Raw genomic sequence first — 24,775 nt, 5'->3', positions numbered from 1 at the left:
ACTTCTTGGCTTCGCCGCCGAACTTGGCGGACAGCACCGTGGCGATCGCTGCCGTCAGCGTCGTCTTGCCATGGTCCACGTGGCCGATCGTGCCCACGTTCACGTGGGGCTTGGTACGTTCGAACTTACCTTTTGCCATTTCAATCTCTCCAAAGAGCAATGCCTGTGTAGTGGTTTTACGTCTGCATCCGATTGCTGATTCATCCCGCACAGGAAACAGGATGGCACCGGATCGCAGACAAAACAAAGCCCGGGCGCAACGCCCGGGCCGGGAGCCAATTACTTGGCGCGGGCCGCCACGATGGCTTCGGACACGTTGCGAGGAGCTTCGCTGTAGTGCTTGAATTCCATCGTGTACGTGGCGCGGCCTTGCGACATGGAGCGCAGGGTGGTCGAGTAGCCGAACATTTCCGACAGCGGAACTTCGGCCTTGATGACCTTACCGCCACCGACCATGTCGTCCATGCCCTGCACCATGCCGCGACGGCTGGACAGGTCGCCCATCACGTTGCCGGCGTAGTCTTCAGGCGTTTCCACTTCCACGGCCATCATGGGCTCCAGGATCACGGGGTTGGCCTTGCGGGCTGCTTCCTTGAAACCGAAGATGGCGGCCATCTTGAACGCCTGCTCGGACGAGTCCACGTCGTGGTACGAACCGAAGGTCAGCGCGACCTTCACGTCCACCACGGGGAAGCCTGCCAGCACGCCGGTGTTCAGCGCCTCGATCACACCCTTCTCGACAGCCGGGATGTACTCGCGGGGCACCACGCCACCCTTGATTTCGTCGATGAACTCGAAGCCCTTGCCGGCTTCGTTGGGCTCCAGGCGGAACACCACGTGGCCGTACTGGCCCTTACCACCAGACTGGCGCACGAACTTGCCGTCCACATCGGCGACCGACTTGCGCACGGTTTCGCGGTAGGCCACCTGGGGCTTGCCCACGTTGGCTTCCACGCCGAATTCGCGCTTCATGCGGTCCACGATGATTTCCAGGTGCAGCTCGCCCATGCCGGAGATGATGGTCTGGCCGGACTCTTCGTCGGTGCGCACGCGGAACGACGGATCTTCCGAAGCCAGGCGTTGCAGCGCCAGGCCCATCTTTTCCTGGTCAGCCTTGGTCTTGGGTTCCACGGCCTGCGAGATCACGGGCTCGGGGAACACCATACGCTCCAGCGTCACGATGGCATCGGGATCGCACAGGGTTTCACCCGTGGTCACTTCCTTCAGGCCCACGCAGGCGGCGATGTCGCCGGCGCGGATTTCGTCCACTTCCTGGCGCTCGTTGGCGTGCATCTGCACGATACGGCCGATACGCTCCTTCTTGCCCTTCACAGGGTTGTACACGGTGTCGCCCTTGGAGAGCACGCCGGAGTACACACGCACGAAGGTCAGCTGGCCCACGAACGGGTCGGTCATCAGCTTGAACGCCAGGGCGGAGAACTTCTCGCCGTCGTCGGCCTTGCGGCTGGTTTCTTTCTCGTCTTCATCCGTGCCGGCCACGGGAGGAATGTCCACGGGCGAAGGCAGGTAGTCGATCACGGCGTCCAGCATGCGCTGCACACCCTTGTTCTTGAACGCCGTGCCGCACAGCATGGGCTGGATTTCGGTGGCGATGGTGCGCGTGCGCAGGCCGAGCTTGATGTCTTCCTCGGAGAGGTCACCCTCTTCCAGGTACTTGTTCATCAGCTCTTCAGAGGCTTCGGCCGCAGCTTCCACCATCTTTTCGCGCCATTCCTTGGCCGACTCCACCAGATCCGCGGGGATATCCTGGTAGTCGAACTTCATGCCTTGCGAGGCTTCGTCCCAGATGATGGCCTTCATCTTGAGCAGATCGACCACGCCCTTGAAGTTGTCTTCCGCGCCGATCGGGATCACGACGGGCACGGGGTTGGCCTTCAGGCGCAGGCGCATCTGGTCGTAGACCTTGAAGAAGTTGGCACCGGTACGGTCCATCTTGTTCACGAAGGCCAGGCGGGGCACCTTGTACTTGTTGGCTTGGCGCCAGACGGTTTCCGACTGGGGCTGCACGCCACCCACGGCGCAGTACACCATGCAGGCACCGTCCAGCACGCGCATGGAACGCTCCACTTCAATGGTGAAGTCCACGTGGCCGGGGGTGTCGATGATGTTGAAGCGGTGCTCGGGGTAGGACATGTCCATGCCCTTCCAGAAGCAGGTCGTGGCAGCCGACGTGATCGTGATGCCGCGCTCTTGCTCTTGCTCCATCCAGTCCATGGTGGCGGCGCCATCGTGCACTTCACCGATCTTGTGGTTCACACCGGTGTAGAACAGGATACGCTCGGTCGTCGTGGTCTTGCCAGCGTCAATGTGGGCCGAGATACCGATGTTGCGGTAGCGCTCGATGGGGGTCTTGCGAGCCATGGTGAGTCCTTGATGGGTCGTGTGATTCGGGGGACGGGGCGGCCATTGTGGGGCTGCCGTCCGTCAATTTTGTGACCGCCTCAATCGCCACAAGGCTGCAGGCACATGGGGCCGGCAGCCTTGCGCTTGGCGACGAAAACGATCGTCGATTTGCTGTGCTTAGAAGCGGAAGTGGCTGAACGCCTTGTTGGCTTCGGCCATGCGGTGCACTTCGTCACGCTTCTTCATGGCGCCGCCACGGCCTTCGGTGGCTTCCAGCAGCTCGTTGGCCAGGCGCTGGGCCATGGACTTCTCGCCGCGCTTGCGGGCGGCTTCCTTGATCCAGCGCATCGACAGGGCCAGGCGGCGCACGGGACGCACTTCCACGGGCACCTGGTAGTTGGCACCGCCGACGCGGCGGGACTTCACTTCCACCATGGGCTTCACGTTGTTGATGGCAACGGTGAAGGCTTCCAGGGGATCCTTGTCAGGGTGCTTCTTCTCGATCAGTTCCAGAGCGCCGTAAATGATGCGCTCGGCAACTGCCTTCTTGCCGCCTTCCATGATCACGTTCATGAATTTGGACAGCTCTACATTGCCGAACTTGGGATCCGGCAGGATTTCACGTTTGGGGACTTCGCGACGACGTGGCATTTTTTACCTCTATCTTTGCTTCAGTTGGCACCGTTTCCGGAACCGCGAGAGCCAATCCAGGACTCCCACTTACTCGACCCGCGCAGAACACCTGCGTTTGGGGTCACTACGCTGAACACCGCGCCACGCGGGGAACAGCACCGAAAAATTCTCAGACCGGCAGAAGATCCAGGGCTTACTTGGCCTTGGGCTTCTTCGCGCCGTACTTGGAGCGGGCCTGCTTGCGATCCTTCACGCCTTGCAGGTCCAGCGAACCGCGCACGATGTGGTAACGCACACCGGGCAAGTCCTTCACACGACCGCCGCGAACCAGCACCACGCTGTGTTCCTGCAGGTTGTGGCCTTCACCGCCGATGTAGGAGATGACTTCGAAACCGTTGGTCAGGCGCACCTTGGCAACCTTACGCAGAGCGGAGTTCGGCTTCTTGGGCGTCGTGGTGTACACACGGGTGCACACGCCACGGCGCTGGGGAGAGTTTTCCATCGCGGGGCTCTTCGACTTGGTCTTTTCGACCTCGCGCCCCTGACGGACCAGTTGATTGATGGTTGGCATGAATACGTCCCTAAACGTGAATATGCTTCGTGAAAGCGAAAACGTGAAACCCTTCGGAAATTCCGAAAAGCCTTCTAATGTAGCAGCAAGACCCAAAACGGGCAAGCGGGGCGATGTTTTTGGCCCCGCCCGGATAGAAGATCCGCTCCGCCACGGCCATCGAAAGCGCACGGCCCAGGCCAGGGCCGCCGCGCAAGGGCCGCCCCGCCGCGCTGGCGGCGTCACCCTTCCCGAATCACGCAGTGATTCGAGAGAAGGGGGAAGCGGCGAAGCCGCTCAGGGGGATGGTTCCGCTACTTAATCCACAGCCGGATCGCGTCCCAGGCGCGGCCCAGGATGCCGGCCTGCGGCACTTCTTCCAGCGCCACCAGGGGCACTTCGGCCAGCGCTTGGTCGCCCAGCACCACTTTCAGCGAACCCACGGACTGGCCCTTGGTGAAGGGCGCAACCAGGGGATCCGGGCGCACGATCTGCGTGCTGATCTTGCCCGCGCTGCCGGAAGGAACCGCCACCACGATGGCATCGTCGCGGCCAATCTTGAGCACGCTTTCCGTGCCCTTCCAGACGGCGGGGGTGGCCACGGGCTTGCCGGCGTCGAAAAGCTTGACGGCCTCGAACGCGGTGTAGCCCCAGTTCAGCAGCTTCTGGCTTTCGTTGGCGCGGGCATTCTCGCTGGCGGCGCCCAGCACGATGGACAGCAGGCGGCGCGGACCCACGCCCGGGAACTCGCGCTTGGCCGTGGCCACCAGGCAATAGCCGGCGGCGGCGGTGTGGCCGGTCTTCAGGCCGTCCACCGTGGGGTCGCGGAACAGCAGAGTGTTGCGGTTGCTGCCGTTGGAGGCGGGCGTGCCGGGGTAGCTGTACTGCTTGGTGGCGTAGTAGTGCATGTACTCCGGGAAGTCCTTCATCAGCCGCGTGGCCAGCACGCTCAGGTCACGCGCCGTGGTGGTGTGGCCGGCTTCGGTCAGGCCTTCGGGATTCTTGTAGCTCGTGCCGTTCATGCCCAGGGCCTTGGCCTGGTCGTTCATGAGCTTGACGAAGTTCTCGGCCGTGCCGCCCACGCCCTCGGCCAGCGCCATGGTGGCGTCGTTGCCGGACTGGATGATCATGCCCTTGATGAGGTCTTCCACCGGCACCTGCATCTTGGGGTCGATGAACATGCGCGAGCCGGGCATCTTCCAGGCGCGCACGCTCACCGGCAGCTTCTGCTCCAGCGAGATCTTCTTGGCGCGCAGCGCGTCGAACACCAGATAGCCCGTCATGAGCTTGGTCAGCGAGGCCGGCTCCACCGGCGCGTCAATGTCCTTGGCGGCCAGCACCTGGCCAGCGGTCACATCCACCAGCATGTAGGTGCGCGCGGCGATTTCGGGGGGCTGGGGCGCCTGGGCATGGGCGCCAAAGGCCGCGGGGGCCACGGCAGCAAAGACGGCCAGGGTTCGCAGCACGGACAGGATTCGTTTCATGGGCAGGTGAAGGCAGCGGGGAGCCGTAGAGAAAGAAAAAAAGGAGGAGGGCGACGAGGGCAAAAAGGAACCCGCAAAGGCTGCAGGCGGGCCGGCGCAGCGCCGGGACTCGCCCGCTGGCGCGGTCCCGATCAGCCGCCGGGCTGCAGGTGGCGGACCACCAAGTTTTTCAGGAGCGGCAATTGTCCGTGAAAGAAATGCCCCCCTGCGGGGATAACGGTGACAGGCAGTATCTGGGGACGGGCCCAGTCCATGACGGCGGCCAGCGGCACGGTGTCGTCCTGCTCGCCATGGATCACCAGCGTACGCAGGTGGGCCTCTGCCGGCACGGGCGCCACGGTGAAGCGGCTGGCCGCGGTGCCGACCAGGACGGCGCGCTCTACACGGCCCTGGGGCCAGAGCGCCGCCAGCGCATGGCTGGTGACAAAGGCGCCGAAGGAAAAGCCGGCCAGCGCAATGCGCGGACCGGCAGCACCGCCCGGGGCCACCTGGTCCACGACGGCCAGCAGATCCTGCAGTTCCCCCCGGCCCTCATCGTGGGTGCCCGCCGTGCCGCCCACGCCCCGGAAGTTGAAGCGCACGGCCGTCCAGCCGCACTGCACAAAGGCGCGCGCCAGGGTCTGCACGACCTTGTTGTCCAGGGTGCCGCCAAACAGCGGATGGGGATGGGCAATGACAGCCACGCCCCGCGGGGCAGCGCCCTCGGCCAGCGCGGCGGCGTCACGCACGGCCTCGATGGCGCCTGCAGGGCCGGACAGGGTCAGGCGTTCGGTCTGGGCGTTCACGGATGTACTACCAAATCAATAGCTGCCAGCGCTTGATAGGCAAGCGCCAGGGGTGCTCTGCACGAATCGAGCGGAAAGTGTGCGCTGCGGATCGGGGGGGCTGCAAGGCGCAAAACGCAGCAATAGCGGGTGCTATTGCGAGGATTTGCAACGCGGCAGACCGCCCGAGCCCGCGGATGCACACGGCGCGGTGATTTGTGCAGAGGATCCCTCAAGGCCAAAAACACGAAAAACGCAAAAAGCGAAAGAAGAAGGTGGAGCCGCTTTCAGCGCCCAAGTTCCGGCGGCGTGAGCAGGCGCTCCACCACCTGGCCGTTTTTCAGGTGGGATTCGACGATCTCGTCGATGTCGGCGCTGTCCACGTAGGTGTACCAGACCGCCTCCGGGTACACCACGGCCACCGGCCCGCCGGCGCAGCGGTCCAGGCAGCCGGCCTTGTTCACGCGGACCTTGCCCGGCCCGGCCAGGCCGGCGGCCTTGACCTGGGCCTTGCAGCGCTCGAAGCCGGCCTGGGCGTTGTGGTGGGCGCAGCTGTCCTCGCCGTTGGTGCGTTCGTTCAGGCAGAAGAAAATGTGGCGCTGGTAGTAACCCGGCGCTTGGGGGGTATCGCTCATGCCGGCATTCTACGAACCCTGGCCCGGTCCTGCCCCGTGGTCGCAGGCGGGCGCTGCAGTGCTGGCGGCGGATTTCAGCCCGCGCGGTCGCGCCGGGACACCCGCAGCAGCACGTAGAGCAGCGCCGCATACGGCCACAGCCAGCCCAGCCACTGGCCCAGCCCGTAGAAGCGAATAAAGCGGCCCTGCTCCCAGATCTGCAGGGTCTGGGCAAAGTAGGCACTGGTCGGCGCCTGGTTGAGCAGCGCCAGGTGCCACGCCAGCGTGAGCAGCAGCACCGCCGCGCTGGCCCGCCGGGGCAGCGGCAGCAGCAGCAGCGCCAGGCCCAGCGCCGCCCACACGCCCACGCGGGTGGCAGGGCCCATCCACTCCCACGCGTGCACCGGCCCCCAGCTCAGCGCCGCCGACAGCGCCGTGAGCGTGACCCCCACGGCCACCACCGCCACGGCAAACAGGGCCCGGCGCCCTACCGACCGGATCACGCAGTACCCGAGCAGGCAAGGGGCCAGCAGACCCAGCAGGACGCACAGCAGCTCGCCGCTGGGCGACAGGGGATCGAAGGCCGTGTCCTGCAGGGGCAGCCACTCCAGGAACGGGGTGTCGGCCAGCACCTCGGTAAGCGCGGCCTCCAGCCGCTCCAGCACCTGCCCCAGGCCGAACGGCACCGCCGCCGGAAACAGCAGCGCCAGCGGCCACAGCGCCAGCAGCACGATGGCGCCGCTGGCGTCCTGCACGAACCACCGCCCGCGGAAATCGCTCCAGCGGTCGATGGCGCCCAGGCGTTCCAGCAGGGCCGCCGCCAGGGCGCCCAGCAGGGTGCCCGCGGTGTTCAGCAGCAGATCGAGGTTGGACGGCACGCGCCGGGGCAGGTAGATCTGCAGAAACTCCATGGACAGCGACAGCAGCATGCCCGCCAGCGTGGCCAGCAGCACCACGCCCCGCCCGCCGCCGGAGCGCAGCACGGCCAGCACCAGCAGGAAACCCAGGGGGGCATAGCCCGCCACGTTGACGGTGATATCGAACCCCGTCCAGTACGGGGGCGGCAGCGGTGCCAGCAGAAACACCAGCGGATCGATGCCCTGCGCCCGCCACCCGTCAAAGGGAAACAGGCTGGCAAAGACAATGAGCGCCGCGTAGATCAGCGCGAGGGGCCAGGCGGAGGTGCGGTGCATGGCTGGGTCACCTGCCCCCGCAGCGGCGGCCCCGCGGGCTGCGCCGCCAGATCACCGGACGCTGCGACACCACAGGCCCCCTTTTCGTTCAGAACGGCTTGACCACCACCAGGACCACGGCCGCCAGCAGCAGCAGCACCGGCACCTCGTTGAACCAGCGGAACCAGCCATGGGTGCGGCGGCTGGTGCCGTCGGCCAGCTTGCGCAGCATCACGCTGCACGCATGGTGGTAGCCGATCACCAGCACCACCACCGCCAGCTTGGCGTGCAGCCAGCCGTTGCCCGGGCCGCGGCCGATGCCATAGCCCAGCCACAGCCACAGGCCCAGCGCCACGGCGGGCACGGCCAGCAGCGTGGAGAACCGCAGGAGCTTGCGCGCCATCAGCAGCAGCCGGTCGCGTTCCGCGGCCGAGCCGGGCGCCACCATCGCCAGGTTGACAAAGATGCGCGGCAAATAGAACAGGCCGGCAAACCAACTGGCCACGAAAACAATGTGAAAGGCTTTTACCCAGAGCATGGGGCGCAGTTTAAGTGTCCCTGCCGCACGCTACGGCCGCGCCCAAAAAAAAGCCCGGCAAGACCGCCGGGCCGGGAAAGCCTGTTTTGCATCGCTGCAACCCGAGGCCCCGCTCAGGGAGGGAAAGCGGGGGGCGGCAGACCGCCCGCTGCCAATTTAGCACCGGCGCCAAAGTGTTACAAGCGGCATTGCCCGGGGGGCCGCGCAGTGCGTCCGGCCCCTGTCCAGCGCCCCTCCGGCACGTTCCGCCCCAGGGCGGCGCGCCCGCGCGGCCAGTGGCGCGCAGGGGGATAATCTTTGGCACCATGCATCTCCAAAGCCCCGCTCCTTTCCCCCAGAACCGCCCGCGCCGCCTGCGCCGCGATGCCTTCACTCGCAACCTGGTGCGCGAGCACGCCCTGTCGCCGCACGACCTGATCTACCCCGTGTTCGTGCACGAAGGCACGGGTCGGCGCGAGGCCGTGCCGTCTATGCCCGGCGTGGACCGCCTGAGCCTGGACCTGCTGCTGCCCGTGGCCGAGGACTGCGTGCAGCTGGGCATTCCGGTGCTGGCACTGTTCCCCTCGATCGAGACCGAACTCAAGACGCCCGACGGCAAGGAAGCGCTGAACCCCGACGGCCTGATTCCGCGCGTGGTGCGCGCGCTCAAGAAGGAATTCCCCGACCTGGGCGTGCTGACCGACGTGGCGCTGGACCCCTACACCAGCCACGGCCAGGATGGCGTGCTGGACGCCACGGGCTACATCCTCAACGACGAGACCGTGGAAATCCTCACGGGCCAGGCGATGACGCACGCCGAGGCGGGCGTGGACATCGTCGCGCCCAGCGACATGATGGACGGCCGCATCGGCGCCATCCGCGAAGCGCTGGAGGTGCAGGGCCACATCCACACCCGCATCATGGCCTACAGCGCCAAGTACGCCAGCGCCTTCTACGGCCCCTTCCGCGACGCGGTGGGCACGCGCGGCGCCCTGGGCAAGGCCGACAAGAACGTCTACCAGATGGACCCGGGCAACAGCGACGAAGCCCTGCGCGAGGTGGCCATCGACATCGCCGAAGGCGCGGACATGGTCATGGTCAAGCCCGGCATGCCCTACCTGGACATCGTGCGGCGCGTGAAGGACGAGTTCAAGGTGCCGACCTTCGCCTACCAGGTGAGCGGCGAGTACGCCATGCTGAAGGCCGCTGCCGCCAACGGCTGGCTCGACCACGATGCCGTGATGATGGAAGCCCTGCTGGCCTTCAAGCGCGCGGGCGCCGACGGCGTGCTGACCTACTTCGCCCGCGACGCTGCCCGGTTGCTCCTGAAACGATAGCTGCCAGCGCATACCCCGTAAGCGCTAGAGGCACTTTTCATGCAAAACTGAGCGGCATGCGCATCTTCCACATCCACAGCGGCGGCGTCCAGGAACTCCACGCCCTGCCCCATCCGCTGCCGGCGCAGGGCTTCCTGTGGCTGGCGTGTGCGCGGCCGGCCTTTCAGTTGCGGCTGCCCGAGATCCAGCAGCACCTGCAGGCGTGGCTGGGGCTGCAGCTGGTGGATCTGCATGTGTCCGACCTGCTCAACGCCCACCTGCCGTCGCACTACGACTACACCTCGCAGTACGACCTGCTGGTCTTCCGCAGGCTGGGCGCCGGCGGCGGGGGCGGCCCAGGTGACGGCGGGGGCGCGGCCAGCCCGGCGGAGGGCGCTCCCGCCCCCGAAGGGCCCGCGCGGCGCAGCGGCCCGCCGGTGCTGCGCCGCATCGACACCAGCCCGGTCGGCTTCGCCGTGTTCGACAAGGTGCTGCTCACCGTGCACCCCACCGACTGCCTGGTGCGCGACGCCTACGCAGCGCGGCTGCTCGCCGCCCTGCCGGCCGCGCAGGGCGACGTGCGCGAGGGCCGCGCAAGCCCGGTGGCGGGCAGCCGGATCCCCACCAGCCCGGCGGACCTGATGCTGCGCATGGTCAACCTGATGGTGGACGGCTACCTGGACCTGCGCCGCGAACTCACCCGCCAGCTCGACCACTGGCAGACGGAGCTGCTCAAGCCCCGCGCCCGCTATGTGAACTGGACGTCGCTGCTGGAAGCCCGCCTGTCCCTGCACGGCCTGGACGAAACCTGCGAAGACCAGCGCAGCGCGGTGCAGGACTGGATCGACGCGCTGGAAACCTGGGACACCCCCGACACCCCGGCCGCGCTGCGCGAGCTGGACCTGCTCAAGGTGCGCAGCCGCGACGTGCTCGAACACATCGAACGCGTGGTGCACCACGTGCGCCGGCTGGAACAAAGCACGGAAACCGCGGTGCAGATGCACTTCAGCGTGCAAAGCAACCGCACCAACGACATCATGCGCACGCTCACCGCGCTTACCGCCGTGTTCCTGCCGCTGAACCTCATCGCCGGCATCTTCGGCATGAATTTCGAGTTCATCCCGCTCATCCACAAGTCCGACGGCTTCTGGTGGGCCATGGCCGCCATGGCCCTGATTGCGCTGGCCCTGGTGCTGCTGTTCTGGCGCAAGCGCTACCTGGCGCGCACCGGCCGCTGAGGTCGTCAGCGCTGGTCCGGGGTGGGCGGCGCTGCAGCACGTTGGTCGCTCAGGATCGCTTTCCACTCCTGCGCCTGCGGGCCAAAAAGGCCCCGGAGGCCAGAATGCCTGCGGCGGCAGCGCCGACACCCCCCAGCCCCACCGGCACTGCCACCGGTTTTGCCACAGGAGCTGGAGCTGGAGCTGGAGCTGGAGCTGGAGCCGGAGCCGGAGCCGGAGCCGGAGCCGGAGCCGGAGCCGGAGCCGGCGGGGGAGGCGGCGGCGGGGGAGGAGGAGGCGGCGGCGGAGGCGGCGGAGGCGGCGGCGACACTGGAGCTGCGTCATCAAGGCAAACCCTGACGATCGCACTGCCCTGCATGGTCAGTTTCACCGAGCTGATCCAGTCGCTGGCCGATATTTTCACTTTGCCAGAGCTACTGCTGTCCGGTGCGGAGATGATGGCACCGCCTTGCTGATCCAGGAGGCCCGGACCAAATGCAGTACTCGCTGGCAGCAAGGGCGTTTGCACGATATCGGCATTTGTGAAGGGATACGGATTGCCGTCTAACGCCACCGAGAAAGTATCCCGAACCGGGTAACTCCACGCTGGCTCCATCGAAGTCAAGTCCACCGTGATTGAACTCGCCAGAACGGGGTGGTTGAAGGTATAGGTGCAGGAACTCATCGAAATGTCGGGCATGTCTCCCAGCCCAACACCGTCAAAGCCATCCGGGAACAGACCCGGGAATGTCGTAGAGCCCGTCGGGTTTTTAATACCCTGAACTGGGTCATTATCACAGCCCGACACCGTGACCGCACCGTAAATACCAGGAAGCGCCAGGCACTGCTGGGCTGCCGTGGCCGCTTGCATTGCCGGCATCACCAAACTCACCGAAATGGCACATTTCGATAGACGCAAATTGAATCTCATTTCCTTGTCTATTTTTATAAATACATATAAATATTGACAGGATATTCGCAAGGAGTTTGCAAACAAATGAAAATCAGGGGGTATTTACTTGTGCACTTAATCCAATGCAGGGGTCTGGCGAACCCATCCTGCTACCCAAACCCCCGTGGCCCCTGCGCCCCGGCGCGGCTGGGCAAGGCTTGAGGCATGTCAATGTGTCAAAAGTTGCAATTCGTAACATGAACCCCGCCGACCGCTGCAAGCGGCGGCTGCGGCACCGGCCGCACCCTCAAAAGTTCACCTGTTATGAATCAACTTGCCATTGGAAAACGCCTGTCCCTGGGCTTTGGATTGCTCTTGGCGCTGTCGCTGCTGGGTACCTTGCTGGGGGTCTGGCAGCTGCAGACGGCTTCCGCCTCCACCCAGGCCGTCATCGAACAACCGCTCGCCAAGGAGCGGCTCATCACCGACTGGTACCGCCTGATCCACACGGCCGTTCGCCGCACCACGGCCATTGCCAAGAGCAGCGATGCCGCGCTGGCCACCTACTTCGCCGATGAGCAGAAGCAATCGGCCGGCGCCACGACGGAGATCCAGAAAAAGGTGGAAGGCCTGATGCAGACCGACGCCGAGCATGCGCTGTTCAAGGAGATCAGCGGTCTGCGCCGCGACTACACCCAGGCGCGCGACGAGGTGATCCGCCTGCGCCGCGACGGCCAGCCCGAGCAGGCGGACGCGCTGCTGGAGTCCCGCTTTGTTCCCGCCGCCAAGCAGTACATGTCCCGCGTGGAAGCCCTGATGGAGATGCAGCGCAAGGCGCTGGACGAGTCCGCCACACCCATCAAGGCCGCCAACGACAAGGCCCGCTACTGGCTGATTGCGCTGGGCGCCATCACCTGCGGCCTGGGCATGGTGCTGGCGGTGGCCATCACGCGCAGCATCACCCGGCCGCTGGGCACCTCAGTAGCCGTGGCCGGCACCATCGCCCAGGGCGACCTCACGGCCACCGTGGCCAGCACCAGCAATGACGAAACCGGCCAGCTGCTGCGCGCGCTGGGGGACATGCAGCACGCCCTGGGCACGGTGATCGGCCAGATCCGCGACGCGGGCGACGAGATTGCCAGCGCCAGCGACCAGATTGCCGGCGGCACGCAGGACCTGTCGTCCCGCACCGAGCACACCGCCGCCAACCTGCAGCAGACGGCATCGTCCATGGAGCAGTTCACGGCCACGGTGCAGCAGTCGGCCGAGGCCGCACGCACGGCCAGCTCGTTGGCATCGTCTGCGGCACAGGTGGCGTCGCAGGGCGGCCACCTGGTGGCGCAGGTGGTGGACACCATGGAAGACATCCACACCAGCTCCCGCCGCATTGCGGACATCATCGGCACCATTGACGGCATTGCGTTCCAGACCAACATCCTGGCGCTGAATGCGGCCGTGGAAGCCGCCCGCGCCGGCGAGCAGGGTCGGGGCTTTGCCGTGGTGGCGGGCGAAGTGCGCAGCCTGGCGCAGCGCAGCGCCGAAGCGGCTAAGGAGATCAAGGGCCTGATCTCCACCAGCGTCGAGAAGGTAGGTGCGGGCACGCAGCTGGTGCAGGATGCCGGCGCCGCCATGCAGAACATCGTGACCTCGGTGGAGCGCGTGACCGAAGTGGTCGCCCAGATCGCAGCGAGCGCCCGCGAGCAGTCCGACGGCATTGCCATGGTCAACGGCGCCATCGCCCAGCTGGACCAGGCCACCCAGCAAAACGCCGCTCTGGTGGAGGAATCCGCGGCCGCTGCCCAGAGCCTGCGCGAGCAGGCCCATCGGCTGGCCCAGGCGGCTTCCAGCTTCAAGGTGCGCGACGGGCTGCTGCGGCGCCCCGCCGGTGCTGCGCCAGCGCGCGCCTTGCTCACCGCCTCCTGAGCGCCGCCCCCGCAGTTGTGGCACCCCGGGTGTTGTCGCTACAATTTGTAACTTTCATCCCTGCAAGGACCAGGAACCATGACCTCTTTTCAGCGCTTTCTGCGGGCCGGTGCGCTCGCCACCCTGGCTGGCGCTCCCCTGCTGGCCGCCGCCCAGCCCGCGGACATCGTCGTGAGCTATGCGCCCCTGGCCACCAGCGTGCCCACCCTGGGCGAATGGGGCGCCCTGGGCCTGTCCGCCCTGGTGGCCTTCGCGGCCCTGCGCGCCCTGCGCAACAAGCAAGGCAGCCGCGTGGTGATGGGCCTGGCGCTGGCCGCCGCAGGCCTGTTCGCGGCGACGCAAGGCAGCGGGCTGGTGGGCAACGCCGTCGCATCCATCGCGTTTGTGATGGACAACCCCGCCGGCGGCACCGTGCAGCTGCCCATCGGCTACGGTGTGCGGCCCGTGACCAACACGTCGGGCGTGCCGCTGCGCGTCCTGTCGGTCACCCCCGACAGTTCCCGCGACGACCCCGCCACCACCTGCCAGGCCAACACGGTGCTGCCGCCCGGGGCCAGCTGCAACGTGCAAACCTTCGAGCTCTGACGCAGGCGCCCCGGCCGAAACCAGCGCCGTCGCCGCGCCCCGAAGTACGCGCTACCGTGCCGTCGCGCCAGGGATGCCGCGCAGGGTTCAGCCCGCCAGGTGCTTGTCGAAGAACGCCAGCGTGCGGTCCCGCGCTGCCATGGCGGCCGGCTCGTCGTAGCTGCCCCGCTGGTCGCAGTTGAAGCCGTGGTCGGCGTCGTAGAGATGGACTTCCACCTCGGGATGGGCGCGGGCAAAGGCCTGCACGCCGTCCACGGGGATGAAGTGGTCGCGCTGGCCGAAGTGGGCCAGCACCGGCACGGTGGGGTGGCGCGCGGCTTCCTCGGGCGTGGTCATGCCGCCGCCGTAGTACGGCACCGCGGCGGACAGGCCCGTGAGCGTGCAGGCCGCGCGCCAGGTCAGCAGCCCGCCCCAGCAAAAGCCCACCAGGCCCACCTTGCGGCCGCCGCCCTCCCGGGCGGCGTAGTCGATGGCGGTCTGGATATCCTGCATGACGCCCGGCGCCGGTAGCGCCTCCACAGCGGCCTTCAGCGCCATGCCGGCCTTCATGTCGTCGGGCGAGTAGCCGTTGTCCACCCCCGGCTGCACGCGGTGGAACGTGGACGGCGCCACGGCCAGGTAGCCGCGCGCGGCAAAGCGGTCGGCCACCGCACGGATGTGCGAGTTCACACCGAAGATCTCCTGCAGCACCACCACAGCACCGCGGGGGGTCGTGTCGGGCCGGGCCACCCAGGCCGGAAAGGTGAAACCGTCGCGAGATTGCAGATCGACAAACTGACCCATGGTGCAGCTCCTTGGTGAGATGGAAAAACGGACGGGCTGGCGGTTGCCATAACCTGTTCCAATGCGGCATTCTTGCAGGAGACCGCATTCCATGAAGAACAAGATCGCGTTAATCACCGGCGCCAGCCGTGGCATTGGCGCCGCCACCGCCGTGCTGGCCGCGCGCCAGGGCTGGGCGGTGGCCGTGAACTACCAGGGCAACCAGGCCGCCGCCGACGCGGTGGTGCAGCAGATCCGCGCCGCCGGCGGCACCGCCCTGGCCGTGCAGGCCGACGTGGCCGACGAGGCCCAGGTGCTGGCGATGTTTGCCACCGTGGACGCCCAGCTGGGCCGCCTGACCGCACTGGTGAACAACGCGGGCGTGGTGGACGTGCCCGCCCGCGTGGACGCCATGAGCGCCGCACGGCTGCGCCGCATGTTCGACATCAACGTGATCGGCAGCATCGTCTGCGCCCGCGAGGCCGTGCGCCGCATGAGCACCCGGCACGGTGGCCAGGGCGGCGCCATCGTCAACGTCTCCAGCGCCGCGGCGCGCCTGGGCGCGGCGGGCCAGTACGTGGACTACGCCGCGGCCAAGGGGGCCATCGACACCTTCACCGTGGGCCTGGCGCGCGAGGTGGCGGCCGAGGGCATCCGCGTGAACGCCGTGCGCCCGGGCCTGATCGAGACCGACATCCACGCCAGCGGCGGCCTGCCCGACCGCGTGCGCGACCTGGCCCACCAGGTGCCCATGCAGCGCGGCGGCACGTCCGAAGAGGTGGCCGCAGCCATCGTGTGGCTGATGTCGGACGCGTCGCCGTACACCACCATGTCCCTGCTCGAAGTCTCCGGAGGAAGGTAATGAAACACCCTCTGAGTCGCTTCGCGCGTTCCCTCTCTCTCGCTTCGCGGGAGGGGAACGACGCCCTCCCTGCGGGGCGGCCCTTGCTCGGCGTCCCTGGCTTCTGGCAGCGCCGGTTTCAAAGTCTGGGGGTCGTGGTCAACGCCATCGAGAATTGATATGGATCTAAAACCCCTCATCACCCTGCTGGCCATCGTGAACCCGCTGGCCATCGTCCCGTTTTTCATCCATTACACCCAGGGCTTCTCGTATGCGCAGCGGCGGCGCACCATCCAGGTGGCCAGCTTCAGCGTGTTCTGCGTGATTGCGGCCTGCGCGCTGCTGGGCCTGCAGATCCTGGACTTCTTCAACATCTCGCTGCAGAGCTTCCAGGTGGGTGGCGGCATGCTGCTGCTCATCAGCGCGATGAACATGCTCAACGCCCAGCCCGCCGAGGCCAAGCCCACCACCAACGAGTACGAAGAAGGTGCCGAGAAGGCGGCCGCCGGCAGCAGCATTGCCGTGGTGCCGCTCACCATCCCGCTGCTCACCGGGCCGGCCAGCATGTCCACCGTGGTGATCTATGCCGACCGTGCGCAGACCTTTATGCAGCACGCCGCGCTGGTGGGCTACGGCGTGGTCATCGCGCTGGCCACGGCCGTGTGCTTTGCCCTGGCCGACCCGATTGCGCGCGTGCTGGGCAAGACCGGCATCAACGTGATGACCCGGCTCATGGGCCTGATCCTGGCCGCGCTGGCGGTGGAGGTGATGGCCGATGGGCTGGGCAAGCTGTTCCCCATCCTTGTCGCGCGCTGACCGCCCATGTCCGCCCGCCTGTTGCTGCTCGAAGACGACCCCGCCATCGCCCGCACCGTGGCCTATGCGCTGGAGCGCGACGGCCTGGCCGTGACGCACAGCCTGCTGGTGCACGATGCGCGCCAGCAGCTGCAGTGCACGCGCTTTGACCTGCTGGTGCTGGACGTGGGCCTGCCCGACGGCAGCGGGCTCGACCTGCTGCGCGATCTGCGCGGCGCGGCGCAGACCTCGGCCGTGCCGGTGCTGATGCTCAGCGCCCAGGGCGAAGAGATCGACCGCGTGCTGGGCCTGGAGCTGGGCGCCGACGACTATCTGACCAAGCCCTTCAGCCCGCGCGAGCTGGCCGCGCGCGTGAAGGCCCTGCTGCGCCGCGCAGGCCACGGCAACGGCCACGCGAGCCCGGCGCCCGCCGCCGTGCCGCTGTTCCATGACGACGAGCCCGGCCAGCGCATCAGCCTGCGCGGCCAGGCCCTGCCGCTGACGCGGCGCGAATACCGCCTGCTGTCCCACCTGCTGCGCGGCGCAGGCCGCATCCATTCGCGCGAGGCCCTGCTGGCCGCCGCCTGGGGCGACGACAGCGAGAGCACCGACCGCACTGTGGACACCCACATCAAGACCCTGCGCGCCAAGCTGCGCGAGGTGGACCCGGGGCGCGAGTACATCAGCACGCACCGGGGCATGGGGTACTGTGTTGATATTTGACGTAAAAATAGCCTCCAGCGCTTATCCAGCAAGCGCTGGCAGCTATCATTTTTGAATAATCCCGCCACGCCATGCGCCTCGGCATCCGCCTGCTGTTCGCCTTCTTCCTCATCAACGGCATCGCCGCGTTCTTTGTGCTGCGCGTGTTCATGGCCGAGATCAAGCCCAGCGTGCGGGAGGTGATGGAAGACATGATGGTGGACACCGCCAACATCCTGGCCGAGCTGGCCAGCGAAGACCTGGCCGCCGGGCGGCTGGCAGCGGACGCCGGCAACAGCCGCGCCAGCCCGTTTGCGCAGCATGTGCGCCGCTACGCCACGCGGCCCATCGACGCCGCCATCTGGGGGTTTTCCAAGCAGTCGCTCGACTACCGGATCTACGTGACCGACACCACCGGGCGCGTGCTGTTCGACTCGGAAAACCGCGCCGTGGGCGCCGACTATTCGCGCTGGCGCGACGTGGCACGCACGCTGCGGGGCGAATACGGCGCGCGCTCCACCCGCGACGTGCAGGAGGACGACACCAGCGGCGTGATGCATGTGGCTGCGCCCATCTACGTGCAGAACCGGATCGCGGGCGTGCTCACCGTGGCCAAGCCCACGCGCACGGTGCAGCGCTTCATCGACCGCGCCGAGCGCAAGGTGTTCATGGGCGGGCTGCTGCTACTGGCACTCTCGGCCGCCGTGGGCGTGGCCGTGACGCTGTGGATGGTGTGGAACGTGCGGCGCCTGCGCGACTACGCCCTGAGCGTGCAGGGCCCGGCCGACGGCGAGGTGCACGACCCCGCCGTGCCACAGCCGGCCGCGCTGGCTGTGCCCGAGGTGCCCGGGGAGCTGGGCGACCTGGCCCGCGCCATGGACCGCATGCGGGCGCGGCTGGAGGGGCGCGACTACATCGAAGGCTATGTGCGCGCCCTCACGCACGAGCTGAAAAGCCCGGTGGCCGCCATCCGCGGCGCGGGCGAGCTGCTGCAGGACGAGCTGCCCGCCGCCGACCGCACCGAGTTCGCCCACCAAGTGGTGCAGCAAAGCGAGCGCCTGCAGCGCATCATCGACCGGCTGCTGGAGCTGTCCAAGCTGGAGCAGCGCCACCACGCCGAGGGCCGCGCCCCCGTGGCGCTGCAGGACTGCGCGGAAGCCGCCATCGCCCAGACGCGCGCCCGCGCCGCGCAGCGCGGCATCACGCTGGCGCTGGCCGGCGCGGGAGCCAGCGGCCCGTGGGAGGCCGAGCTGGTGACCCTGGCCCTGACCAACCTGCTGGACAACGCCATCGACTTCGCCCCCGAAGGCAGCACCGTGCGGGTGGAGCTGGCCGGCACCACCGTGGCCGTGCAGGACGCCGGGCCCGGCGTGCCCGACTACGCGCTGCCGCGCCTGGGCGAGCGCTTCTTCACCACGGCGCGCCCCGGCGGCGAGCGCAGCGGATCGGGCCTGGGGCTGGCCATTGTGCGGCGCGTGATGGCGCTGCACGGCGGCCACATGGTGGTGCGCAACACGGCGCCGGGGCTGCGGGTGGAGCTGGTGTTTGCTGCCCACCCTTGAACGGAACGGCCGCCCTTAAGCACCAACAACCGCCCGGGCTGAGCTTGTCAAAGCCTTGCGCGGCGCCCGGAAAAGCCTGGCCCGAGCCTGGCTGAAGGGACCTGCGCCACTTCACCCTCGCCTCACAAACTTCATCGCCCCCTCACACCCGGCGCCAACACTCGCTCCACAACATGCACTTGTGGAGGATCTCTTGTTCAAACACCCCCTGTTCACCAAACTGGCCGCGCTGGGCGCGGTCGTCGTGCTGCTGATGATCGGCCTGTCGATGATCGAGGGCGTGGTGCGCGACCGGCAGCGCTACCGCAGCCTCACGGCCCAGAGCGTGGCCGACAGCCTGGCCGGCCCGCAGACCCTGATGGGCCCGCTGATCCACAGCGCCTGCGTGGAAAGCTGGGACGAGGAAACCGGCAAGGGCGACGAGCGCCGCATGGTGGAGCGCCGCCGCGAGTTCCGCCTGACGGCCATGCCCGAGCAGCTCAAGATCAGCACCGGCGCCGCCATGGAGGAGCGCGCCCGCGGCCTGCACAAGGTGAATACCTACACCCTGAAGGCCCAGGTGGCGGCGCAGTGGGGCTCGATGGCCGGGCTGGTGCCGCAAAGCACCATGAAGAACTCGCGCATGCACTGCGGCGCCCCCATCGTGATGATGGCCGTGGGCGACGCACGCGGCATCCGCACCGCGCAGTTCACACTGGACCACCAGGCGCTGGCACTCAAGCCCGGCACCTTCCACCCCGCCTACAGCCGGGGCCTGCACGCCGTGCTGCCCGAGTCGGTGCGCGGCAAGGCCGAGGGGCTGGCCGCCACGCTGGACCTGGAGCTGGTGGGCACCGAGCGCCTGGCCATCGTGCCGCTGGGCGGCAACACCGAGGTGCTGATGACCAGCGGCTGGCCCCACCCGTCGTTTGCGGGGCGCTTTTTGCCGTCCGAGCGCGAGGTCAAGAAGACCGGCTTTGCGGCCACCTGGCGCCTGTCGTCGCTGGCCACCACGGCGCAGGCCGACATTGCCGAGGGCAAGCCCGTGTGCGCGGGCGGGCTGGACAACGATCCGCGAAGCCCCGAATACGGCACGGGCAGCGCCTCGCAAGGCAGCACCTGTGCCGACAGCTTCAGCGTGGCGTTTGTGGACCCGGTGAACCCGTATTCGCTCAGCGACCGGGCCACCAAGTACGGCGTGCTGTTCATCGCCCTCACCTTCGTGGCCGTGGGCTTGTTCGAGTTGATGAAGAAACTGCGCGTGCACCCCGTGCAGTACCTGCTGGTGGGCAGCGCGCTGTGCAGCTTCTTCCTGCTGCTGGTGAGCCTGTCGGAACACCTGCCATTTGGCGTGTCGTATGCCGTGGCAGCGGGCGCCTGCGTGCTGCTGCTGGGCTATTACGCCAGCCACATGCTGGGCGGCCTGGCGCGCGGCATTCCGCTGGGCGCGGGCATCGCGGTGCTGTACGGCCTGCTGTACCTGCTGCTGCAGCTGGAACAGACGGCGCTGGTGGTGGGCTCCATCGCGCTCTTCCTGGTGCTGGCCGCGGTGATGGTGCTCACGCGCAAGGTGAACTGGTACAGCTTGTCGTCCCCGGCGGGCACGCCCCGCCGCCCCGCGCCGCCCACCACGCCCCGCCCGGAGGCCGCATGAGCGCCGAGGCGCCATCCCTGGGGCCGCAGGCCTGGGCCCGGCACCTCGCCGGCCCCGCCCCGCAGCCGTCCACGGCAGGCCTGACGGCCGCGGAAGCCGCGCGGGTGCAACGCTACCGCGACCAGCTGGCGGCCGCCCTGCAGCGGCGCGACCGGGGCGCGCTGCGGGGCGCCAAGCAGCAGGTGCTGGACGCGGCATTCCGCCCCTGTGATCCGCACGCCGAGCCCGGCCCCGACTCCCCCGCCCTGCGCCGTGCGCTGCGCGACCTGTGCTGGCGCATGGCGGCCCTGCTGCTGCCGCGCCGCCCGCTGGGCGACTGACGGCCACAGACAACGGCCATAAAAATACCTGATTAGTTACTTGTGTCAGATACCACTCCATCCGTTCGGGCTGAGCCCGTCGAAGCCAGGGCTTGCAGCGCGCGTGCAAGGCTTCGACAGGCTCAGCCCGGACGGGTGGGGAAGACGAAGCGTCTGAGGTAGGTTGCTAATCAGGTAAAAATAGCGCCCTGCGCTTGCTGAGCAAGCGCAGGGCGCTATCAATAATCTAGCAAATCCGGAATGCTGCCCCGGCAGGCAAGCCGGTGGCAGTGCCCCGGCCGCGCGGGCCAGCTCAGGCCGCCGCGGCTTCCTCGCGGGCCACGCTGGCGGGGCGGTCCTCGTCGGAGCAGCTGGCGCCGCCGCAGCCGTGGATCAGCTCGCCGGGCAGCGCGTCGGGCGCATGCACGATGCCGGTGGCGGGATCAAACCCCACGCGGCGCACATGCAGGGCGAGGGCGGCGTCCATGCTCTGGGCGTGCTGGGGGAACCACAGGGCCAACTCGCTGGCCATGATGCGCAGCGGCTTCAGGTCGCCCTGCTCGGCGCGGGCCGTGCCTTCGCGCATCACCTGCAGCACCACCTTGTGCTGCATGCTGTGGCAGTTGCCCGAGGCAAAGCGGGTGGATGCCATCCAGGCATCCTCCTGCGCGAAGTGGTGGTCCGTGTGGTCCACCAGGGCGCGCCAGGCGGGCAGCAGGGCGGCGTCATCGGCACGGTCCACCGCGGCCAGCAGGCCCACGAATTCCTGGTGGATGTCATCCATCACCGGCAGGTCCAGGGCCAGTGCATCCGACCATTCGAGTTGAGCCATGGGCATCCCTTCGCGACAGCGAGACAAAAACAGGGGGCGAGCTTAGGGCGGACGCCGCCCGGGCGTTTTGACCCAGGTCAGCTCCCGCCGCGGCGGCGCCTCCAGGGGCGGGCACAAAAAAGCCCCGCTCGGGGCGGGGCTGGCGTTTTCAGGGAGCCGGGGATCAGCTCTTGCCGTACATGCGCTTCATGTCGTCCACGCACTTGGACTTGGCGTCGCCCGACATGGCGTCGCAGCGCTCCTTGGCGGCCTTGTAGGCGGCGTCGTTCTTCTCGGCATTGGCGTCCTTGCGGGCCTCTGCCACATCGGCGTTCTTGGCGGCGGCGCTGTCGGCGGGCTTGGCCTGGGCCTCGGCCACCTTGGCGTCTTCCTTGGCCTTCACGCGGGCGGCCTTGGCGTCCTTCACGCAGACGTCCTTGTCATTGCCCTTGAGGTCGTCGCACTTTTCCTTGGCCACGTCATAGGCGGCATCGGCCTTGGCGTCTGCCACCTTGCGGGTGGCCTTGGCGCTGGGCTTGTGCTGGGCGTCCAGCTCGGCCTTGGCCACGTCTTCGGCGCCCTTGGCCTCCTTCATGCAGACGTCCTTGGCGTTGTCCTTCAGGCCATCGCACTTTTGCTTGGCGGCCTTGTAGTCAGCGGAAATGCGGTCCTTGCCCGCCTTGTAGTCGGCGTCGGTCATGGCCAGTGCAGAGGTGGCCAGCAGGCCGGCGACGACAGAAGCCATCAGGGTGCGTGTGAATTGCATGGTGTTCTCCTCGGTGAACGAAATTGGGAATCCATCAGGGTCCGGCCGGGCGGCGGGGTCGCGGCGCCCGGCGGGGCCACGTCTCAGTCGTTGAAACGGAAGTCGGGGTGGCGGGCCTGCCAGTCGCGGAGCTGCTTTTCCGCTTCGTCGCGCGCAATGCCCTGGCGCTCTTGCAGCTTGCCCAGGAACTGTTCGCGCTTGCCGTCGATGACATCAAGGTCGTCGTTGGTGAGCTTGCCCCACTGCTCGACCATTTTTCCTTTGAACTGCTTCCAGTTGCCTTGGACGGTGTCTTCATTCATGGCGTGCATCCTCGAAAAGATTTCGCGTCAGCCATCCACCCGGAATGCGTGGAACAGGTGCGTGATGCGATGGGATGAACTCTAGAAAAGGCGGGCGGCGCGGCCCGTAGTCCGGCCTGCGTTGCGTGCGTCAGCACAAGCCTACGGTGCGTGCCAGACAGACCGGGGCGCCCCTCGACCGCCCGGCCCAGTCCACAAAATGTTGCAATTCCCCATCATCCCGCCAGCGTTACACCTGCCCTCTTCGAGAGAAGCGTTTCATTTGGTAACGTTTGTGCATCCGTAGGGGAATTCGCTGTGGTGAAGTGCGAAACGCGCCCCCCGACGGCGCCTTTTTTCGATTCCCACGAGCCATGCAAACTACCCACGAGGAACCGCTCGCCGCGCCTGCGGCAGCCGCGGAGTCCCCCGCCCCTGCTTCTTCTTCCCTACCCCAGCCCCGGGCGGGGACCGTGCACCCGGCCCCGGCCGTCCTGCGCCCGGTGGCCGCCGGGGTGGCCGCCGCCGTCTCGCTGGCCGCCTGCGGCGGCGGGGGCGGCGACGGACCTTCCACCGGCCTGGGCACCGGGGTTCCGCAGGCGGGCGCGGTGGGCACCTACCCCGCCCCGCAGACGGACCAGGAGGCCGCCCGCTTCCTGCTGCAGGCGCAGTTCTCCGCCACGCCCGCCGAGATTGCGGCACTGCGCTCCACCACGTATGCCGATTGGCTGGAAGCCCAGTTCAATGCGCCCCTGTCCCAGAGCGGATGGCAGTGGCTCAACGAGCGGGGCTATGCCGACGTCAACAAGGACACCGGGTTCTACGACAACAGCTATCCCGGCGACTACATGATCTGGCACCAGCTGCTGCAGTCGCCGGACGGCCTGCGCAAGCGGGTGGCGCTGGCGCTGTCGGAGATCTGCGTGGTGTCGCTCTCGGGGCTGGACTTCAACTGGCGCAGCCACGCCATCGCCTGGTACTGGGACCAGCTCGTGTTCCAGGCCTTCGGCAACTACCGCAGCCTGCTGCAGGACGTGACGCTGAACGCGGCCATGGGGTTCTACCTGAACACCCGCGGCAACCAGAAGGAAAACCCCGCCACCGGGCGCCAGCCCGACGAGAACTACGCGCGGGAGATCATGCAGCTCATGTCCATCGGGCTGGTGCTGCTCAACCCCGACGGCACGCCCCAGCGCGACGGGGCGGGCAAGCCCATCGACAGCTACAGCCAGAGCGACGTGACCAACCTCGCGCGGGTGTTCACCGGCTACGACTACGACCAGTCGCAGAACACGCCCACCACCGTGCCGGGCACGAACCGCACCGTCTCCAGCACCACGTTCACCCGGCTGCCCATGGCGCTGACCGAGTCGCGCCACTCCGCGCTGGCTGCCAGCTTCCTGGGCACCACCATCCCGGCGGGCACGCCGGGCGCGCAGGCGCTGCGCATGGCCCTGGACACACTGTTCAACCACCCCAACGTGGGGCCGTTCATCGGCAAGCAGCTCATCCAGCGCCTGGTCACCAGCAACCCGTCGCCCGGCTACGTGGCGCGGGTGTCGGCCGCCTTTGCCAACAATGGCGCGGGCGTGCGCGGCGACCTGCGGGCCGTGATCCGCGCCATCCTGCTCGACGATGAGGCCCGCTCGCCGGCGGGCCTCACGCAGCCGGGCTTCGGCAAGCTGCGCGAGCCCATGCTGCGCTTCGTGCAATGGGGCCGCACCTTCGGGCTGAACTCGACCTTCGGCACCTGGAAGATCGGCAACCTCAGCGACCCGGGATCGCGCCTGGGCCAGAGCCCGCTGCGCTCGCCCTCGGTGTTCAACTTCTTCCGGCCCGGCTATGTGCCGCCGTCCACCGCGCTGGCGGCCACCGGCGCCGTGGCGCCGGAATTCCAGCTGGTCAACGAAAGCAGCGTGGGCGGCTACCTGAACTTCATGCAGGGCGCCATCCGCAACGGCCTCTGGGTGAACGGCCCCGAGGTGCCCCACAACGCCAGCACGCCCAACAACGGCTTCGACATCAAGGCCGCCTACACGCAGGAGCTGGCCCTGGTGGCCGATGCGGACGCACTGGTGGCCCGCATCAACCTGCTGATGTGCGCCGGCCAGCTCTCGGCCGCCACCGTCAAGCTCATCGCCGACGCGCTCAAGACCATCAACATCACCGCGGCCAGCACCGACAACGCCAAGCGCGACCGGGTGGCCGCCGCCGTGTTCCTGGTCATGGCCAGCGCCGAGTACCTCGTCCAGAAATGAACCCGGCCGGCAGCCCCGCCGGCCCGACCGCCCC

The 24,775-nt window shown here is 67.7% G+C and carries 25 protein-coding genes; 12 read left to right on the top strand and 13 right to left on the bottom strand.

What is annotated here, in order from left to right:
• From LWW96_RS06725 to LWW96_RS06685, 9 genes are all read right to left on the bottom strand, one after another.
• The coding region (locus tag LWW96_RS06725) for a GTP-binding protein (RefSeq protein WP_291483475.1) at nt 1–139 on the bottom strand (139 nt) is incomplete at its 3' end.
• Nucleotides 140–279: 140 nt separating this feature from the next.
• Entirely contained in the window at nt 280–2,382 is a 2,103-nt protein-coding gene (gene fusA, locus LWW96_RS06720) for an elongation factor G (protein WP_291485293.1), read from the bottom strand.
• Between the two features lie 159 nt (nt 2,383–2,541).
• The gene (gene rpsG, locus LWW96_RS06715) at nt 2,542–3,015 is read right to left on the bottom strand and encodes a 30S ribosomal protein S7 (protein WP_005798541.1); all 474 of its coding nucleotides are present in this window, start codon (nt 3,013–3,015) and stop codon (nt 2,542–2,544) included.
• Between the two features lie 175 nt (nt 3,016–3,190).
• Nucleotides 3,191–3,568 carry a 30S ribosomal protein S12 gene (gene rpsL, locus LWW96_RS06710; protein WP_015012185.1) on the bottom strand — a complete coding sequence of 126 codons (378 nt, stop codon included), beginning with the start codon at nt 3,566–3,568 and terminating at the stop codon, nt 3,191–3,193.
• Nucleotides 3,569–3,861: 293 nt separating this feature from the next.
• Entirely contained in the window at nt 3,862–5,031 is a 1,170-nt protein-coding gene (locus LWW96_RS06705; protein ID WP_291485291.1) for a D-alanyl-D-alanine carboxypeptidase family protein, read from the bottom strand.
• 131 nt (nt 5,032–5,162) lie between these two features.
• The gene (locus tag LWW96_RS06700; protein WP_291485289.1) at nt 5,163–5,816 is read right to left on the bottom strand and encodes an alpha/beta hydrolase; all 654 of its coding nucleotides are present in this window, start codon (nt 5,814–5,816) and stop codon (nt 5,163–5,165) included.
• A 266-nt stretch (nt 5,817–6,082) separates the two neighbouring features.
• On the bottom strand, nt 6,083–6,430 hold the full coding sequence (locus LWW96_RS06695; protein WP_291485287.1) for a (2Fe-2S) ferredoxin domain-containing protein: 348 nt from the start codon (nt 6,428–6,430) through the stop codon (nt 6,083–6,085).
• A 74-nt stretch (nt 6,431–6,504) separates the two neighbouring features.
• Nucleotides 6,505–7,602: a VanZ family protein gene (locus LWW96_RS06690; RefSeq protein WP_291485285.1), complete on the bottom strand. Its 1,098-nt coding sequence runs from the start codon at nt 7,600–7,602 to the stop codon at nt 6,505–6,507.
• An 88-nt stretch (nt 7,603–7,690) separates the two neighbouring features.
• Nucleotides 7,691–8,119 (bottom strand): CopD family protein, encoded by a 429-nt coding sequence (locus LWW96_RS06685; RefSeq protein WP_291485283.1) that lies wholly within the window; start codon nt 8,117–8,119, stop codon nt 7,691–7,693.
• A 305-nt stretch (nt 8,120–8,424) separates the two neighbouring features.
• Between LWW96_RS06685 and hemB the strand changes: the two genes are divergently transcribed.
• The 5 genes from hemB (at nt 8,425) to LWW96_RS06660 (ending at nt 14,031) form a co-directional block, all read left to right on the top strand.
• A complete protein-coding gene (hemB, locus tag LWW96_RS06680; RefSeq protein WP_291485281.1) occupies nt 8,425–9,435 on the top strand; it encodes a porphobilinogen synthase in 1,011 nt (336 codons plus the stop codon).
• Nucleotides 9,436–9,491: 56 nt separating this feature from the next.
• Complete coding sequence (locus tag LWW96_RS06675) at nt 9,492–10,652, top strand: magnesium transporter CorA family protein (RefSeq protein WP_291485279.1); 1,161 nt, start codon at nt 9,492–9,494, stop codon at nt 10,650–10,652.
• Between the two features lie 159 nt (nt 10,653–10,811).
• Nucleotides 10,812–10,991, top strand: a complete 180-nt coding sequence (locus tag LWW96_RS06670; RefSeq protein ID WP_291485277.1) for a hypothetical protein — start codon at nt 10,812–10,814, stop codon at nt 10,989–10,991.
• Between the two features lie 856 nt (nt 10,992–11,847).
• Complete coding sequence (locus LWW96_RS06665; RefSeq protein ID WP_291485275.1) at nt 11,848–13,446, top strand: methyl-accepting chemotaxis protein; 1,599 nt, start codon at nt 11,848–11,850, stop codon at nt 13,444–13,446.
• A 78-nt stretch (nt 13,447–13,524) separates the two neighbouring features.
• Nucleotides 13,525–14,031, top strand: coding sequence for a midcut-by-XrtH protein (locus tag LWW96_RS06660; RefSeq protein ID WP_291485273.1), 507 nt, complete (start codon nt 13,525–13,527; stop codon nt 14,029–14,031).
• An 87-nt stretch (nt 14,032–14,118) separates the two neighbouring features.
• Here LWW96_RS06660 and LWW96_RS06655 read toward each other — a convergent pair whose 3' ends face one another.
• Nucleotides 14,119–14,814 (bottom strand): dienelactone hydrolase family protein, encoded by a 696-nt coding sequence (locus LWW96_RS06655; RefSeq protein WP_291485271.1) that lies wholly within the window; start codon nt 14,812–14,814, stop codon nt 14,119–14,121.
• 91 nt (nt 14,815–14,905) lie between these two features.
• On the opposite strand from LWW96_RS06655, the gene LWW96_RS06650 reads away from it, so the two are divergent.
• From LWW96_RS06650 to LWW96_RS06625, 6 genes are all read left to right on the top strand, one after another.
• Nucleotides 14,906–15,655 (top strand): SDR family oxidoreductase, encoded by a 750-nt coding sequence (locus tag LWW96_RS06650; protein ID WP_291485268.1) that lies wholly within the window; start codon nt 14,906–14,908, stop codon nt 15,653–15,655.
• 159 nt (nt 15,656–15,814) lie between these two features.
• On the top strand, nt 15,815–16,450 hold the full coding sequence (locus LWW96_RS06645) for a MarC family protein (protein ID WP_291485266.1): 636 nt from the start codon (nt 15,815–15,817) through the stop codon (nt 16,448–16,450).
• 6 nt (nt 16,451–16,456) lie between these two features.
• Nucleotides 16,457–17,152, top strand: a complete 696-nt coding sequence (locus LWW96_RS06640; RefSeq protein ID WP_291485263.1) for a winged helix-turn-helix domain-containing protein — start codon at nt 16,457–16,459, stop codon at nt 17,150–17,152.
• A gap of 71 nt (nt 17,153–17,223) precedes the next feature.
• Nucleotides 17,224–18,693, top strand: a complete 1,470-nt coding sequence (gene creC, locus LWW96_RS06635; RefSeq protein ID WP_291485261.1) for a two-component system sensor histidine kinase CreC — start codon at nt 17,224–17,226, stop codon at nt 18,691–18,693.
• 193 nt (nt 18,694–18,886) lie between these two features.
• On the top strand, nt 18,887–20,326 hold the full coding sequence (gene creD, locus LWW96_RS06630; RefSeq protein ID WP_291485259.1) for a cell envelope integrity protein CreD: 1,440 nt from the start codon (nt 18,887–18,889) through the stop codon (nt 20,324–20,326).
• Complete coding sequence (locus LWW96_RS06625; protein WP_291485257.1) at nt 20,323–20,646, top strand: hypothetical protein; 324 nt, start codon at nt 20,323–20,325, stop codon at nt 20,644–20,646. The genes creD and LWW96_RS06625 overlap by 4 nt, the downstream gene beginning before the upstream one ends.
• A 292-nt stretch (nt 20,647–20,938) precedes the next feature.
• On the opposite strand, the gene LWW96_RS06620 is transcribed toward LWW96_RS06625, so the two are convergent.
• The 3 genes from LWW96_RS06620 to LWW96_RS06610 form a co-directional block, all read right to left on the bottom strand.
• Entirely contained in the window at nt 20,939–21,457 is a 519-nt protein-coding gene (locus tag LWW96_RS06620) for a hemerythrin domain-containing protein (RefSeq protein WP_291485255.1), read from the bottom strand.
• 163 nt (nt 21,458–21,620) lie between these two features.
• On the bottom strand, nt 21,621–22,202 hold the full coding sequence (locus LWW96_RS06615) for a hypothetical protein (protein WP_291485253.1): 582 nt from the start codon (nt 22,200–22,202) through the stop codon (nt 21,621–21,623).
• A gap of 83 nt (nt 22,203–22,285) precedes the next feature.
• Nucleotides 22,286–22,504: a CsbD family protein gene (locus LWW96_RS06610; protein WP_291485251.1), complete on the bottom strand. Its 219-nt coding sequence runs from the start codon at nt 22,502–22,504 to the stop codon at nt 22,286–22,288.
• Between the two features lie 353 nt (nt 22,505–22,857).
• On the opposite strand from LWW96_RS06610, the gene LWW96_RS06605 reads away from it, so the two are divergent.
• A complete protein-coding gene (locus LWW96_RS06605) occupies nt 22,858–24,741 on the top strand; it encodes a DUF1800 domain-containing protein (RefSeq protein WP_291485249.1) in 1,884 nt (627 codons plus the stop codon).
• Nucleotides 24,742–24,775: the final 34 nt, after the last annotated feature.

Origin of the sequence: Acidovorax sp. (assembly GCF_021287135.1) — a bacterium.
Taxonomy (GTDB): domain Bacteria; phylum Pseudomonadota; class Gammaproteobacteria; order Burkholderiales; family Burkholderiaceae_C; genus Acidovorax.
This window is presented reverse-complemented; position numbering and strand designations above follow the sequence as displayed.

Coding starts and splice junctions, on each gene's coding strand:
- fusA (WP_291485293.1), bottom strand. CDS start 2,382: ATGGCTCGCAAGACCCCCATCGAGCGCTACCGCAACATCGGTATCTCG.
- rpsG (WP_005798541.1), bottom strand. CDS start 3,015: ATGCCACGTCGTCGCGAAGTCCCCAAACGTGAAATCCTGCCGGATCCC.
- rpsL (WP_015012185.1), bottom strand. CDS start 3,568: ATGCCAACCATCAATCAACTGGTCCGTCAGGGGCGCGAGGTCGAAAAG.
- LWW96_RS06705 (WP_291485291.1), bottom strand. CDS start 5,031: ATGAAACGAATCCTGTCCGTGCTGCGAACCCTGGCCGTCTTTGCTGCC.
- LWW96_RS06695 (WP_291485287.1), bottom strand. CDS start 6,430: ATGAGCGATACCCCCCAAGCGCCGGGTTACTACCAGCGCCACATTTTC.
- LWW96_RS06690 (WP_291485285.1), bottom strand. CDS start 7,602: ATGCACCGCACCTCCGCCTGGCCCCTCGCGCTGATCTACGCGGCGCTC.
- LWW96_RS06685 (WP_291485283.1), bottom strand. CDS start 8,119: ATGCTCTGGGTAAAAGCCTTTCACATTGTTTTCGTGGCCAGTTGGTTT.
- hemB (WP_291485281.1), top strand. CDS start 8,425: ATGCATCTCCAAAGCCCCGCTCCTTTCCCCCAGAACCGCCCGCGCCGC.
- LWW96_RS06675 (WP_291485279.1), top strand. CDS start 9,492: ATGCGCATCTTCCACATCCACAGCGGCGGCGTCCAGGAACTCCACGCC.
- LWW96_RS06665 (WP_291485275.1), top strand. CDS start 11,848: ATGAATCAACTTGCCATTGGAAAACGCCTGTCCCTGGGCTTTGGATTG.
- LWW96_RS06660 (WP_291485273.1), top strand. CDS start 13,525: ATGACCTCTTTTCAGCGCTTTCTGCGGGCCGGTGCGCTCGCCACCCTG.
- LWW96_RS06655 (WP_291485271.1), bottom strand. CDS start 14,814: ATGGGTCAGTTTGTCGATCTGCAATCTCGCGACGGTTTCACCTTTCCG.
- LWW96_RS06650 (WP_291485268.1), top strand. CDS start 14,906: ATGAAGAACAAGATCGCGTTAATCACCGGCGCCAGCCGTGGCATTGGC.
- LWW96_RS06645 (WP_291485266.1), top strand. CDS start 15,815: ATGGATCTAAAACCCCTCATCACCCTGCTGGCCATCGTGAACCCGCTG.
- LWW96_RS06640 (WP_291485263.1), top strand. CDS start 16,457: ATGTCCGCCCGCCTGTTGCTGCTCGAAGACGACCCCGCCATCGCCCGC.
- creC (WP_291485261.1), top strand. CDS start 17,224: ATGCGCCTCGGCATCCGCCTGCTGTTCGCCTTCTTCCTCATCAACGGC.
- LWW96_RS06625 (WP_291485257.1), top strand. CDS start 20,323: ATGAGCGCCGAGGCGCCATCCCTGGGGCCGCAGGCCTGGGCCCGGCAC.
- LWW96_RS06620 (WP_291485255.1), bottom strand. CDS start 21,457: ATGGCTCAACTCGAATGGTCGGATGCACTGGCCCTGGACCTGCCGGTG.
- LWW96_RS06615 (WP_291485253.1), bottom strand. CDS start 22,202: ATGCAATTCACACGCACCCTGATGGCTTCTGTCGTCGCCGGCCTGCTG.
- LWW96_RS06610 (WP_291485251.1), bottom strand. CDS start 22,504: ATGAATGAAGACACCGTCCAAGGCAACTGGAAGCAGTTCAAAGGAAAA.
- LWW96_RS06605 (WP_291485249.1), top strand. CDS start 22,858: ATGCAAACTACCCACGAGGAACCGCTCGCCGCGCCTGCGGCAGCCGCG.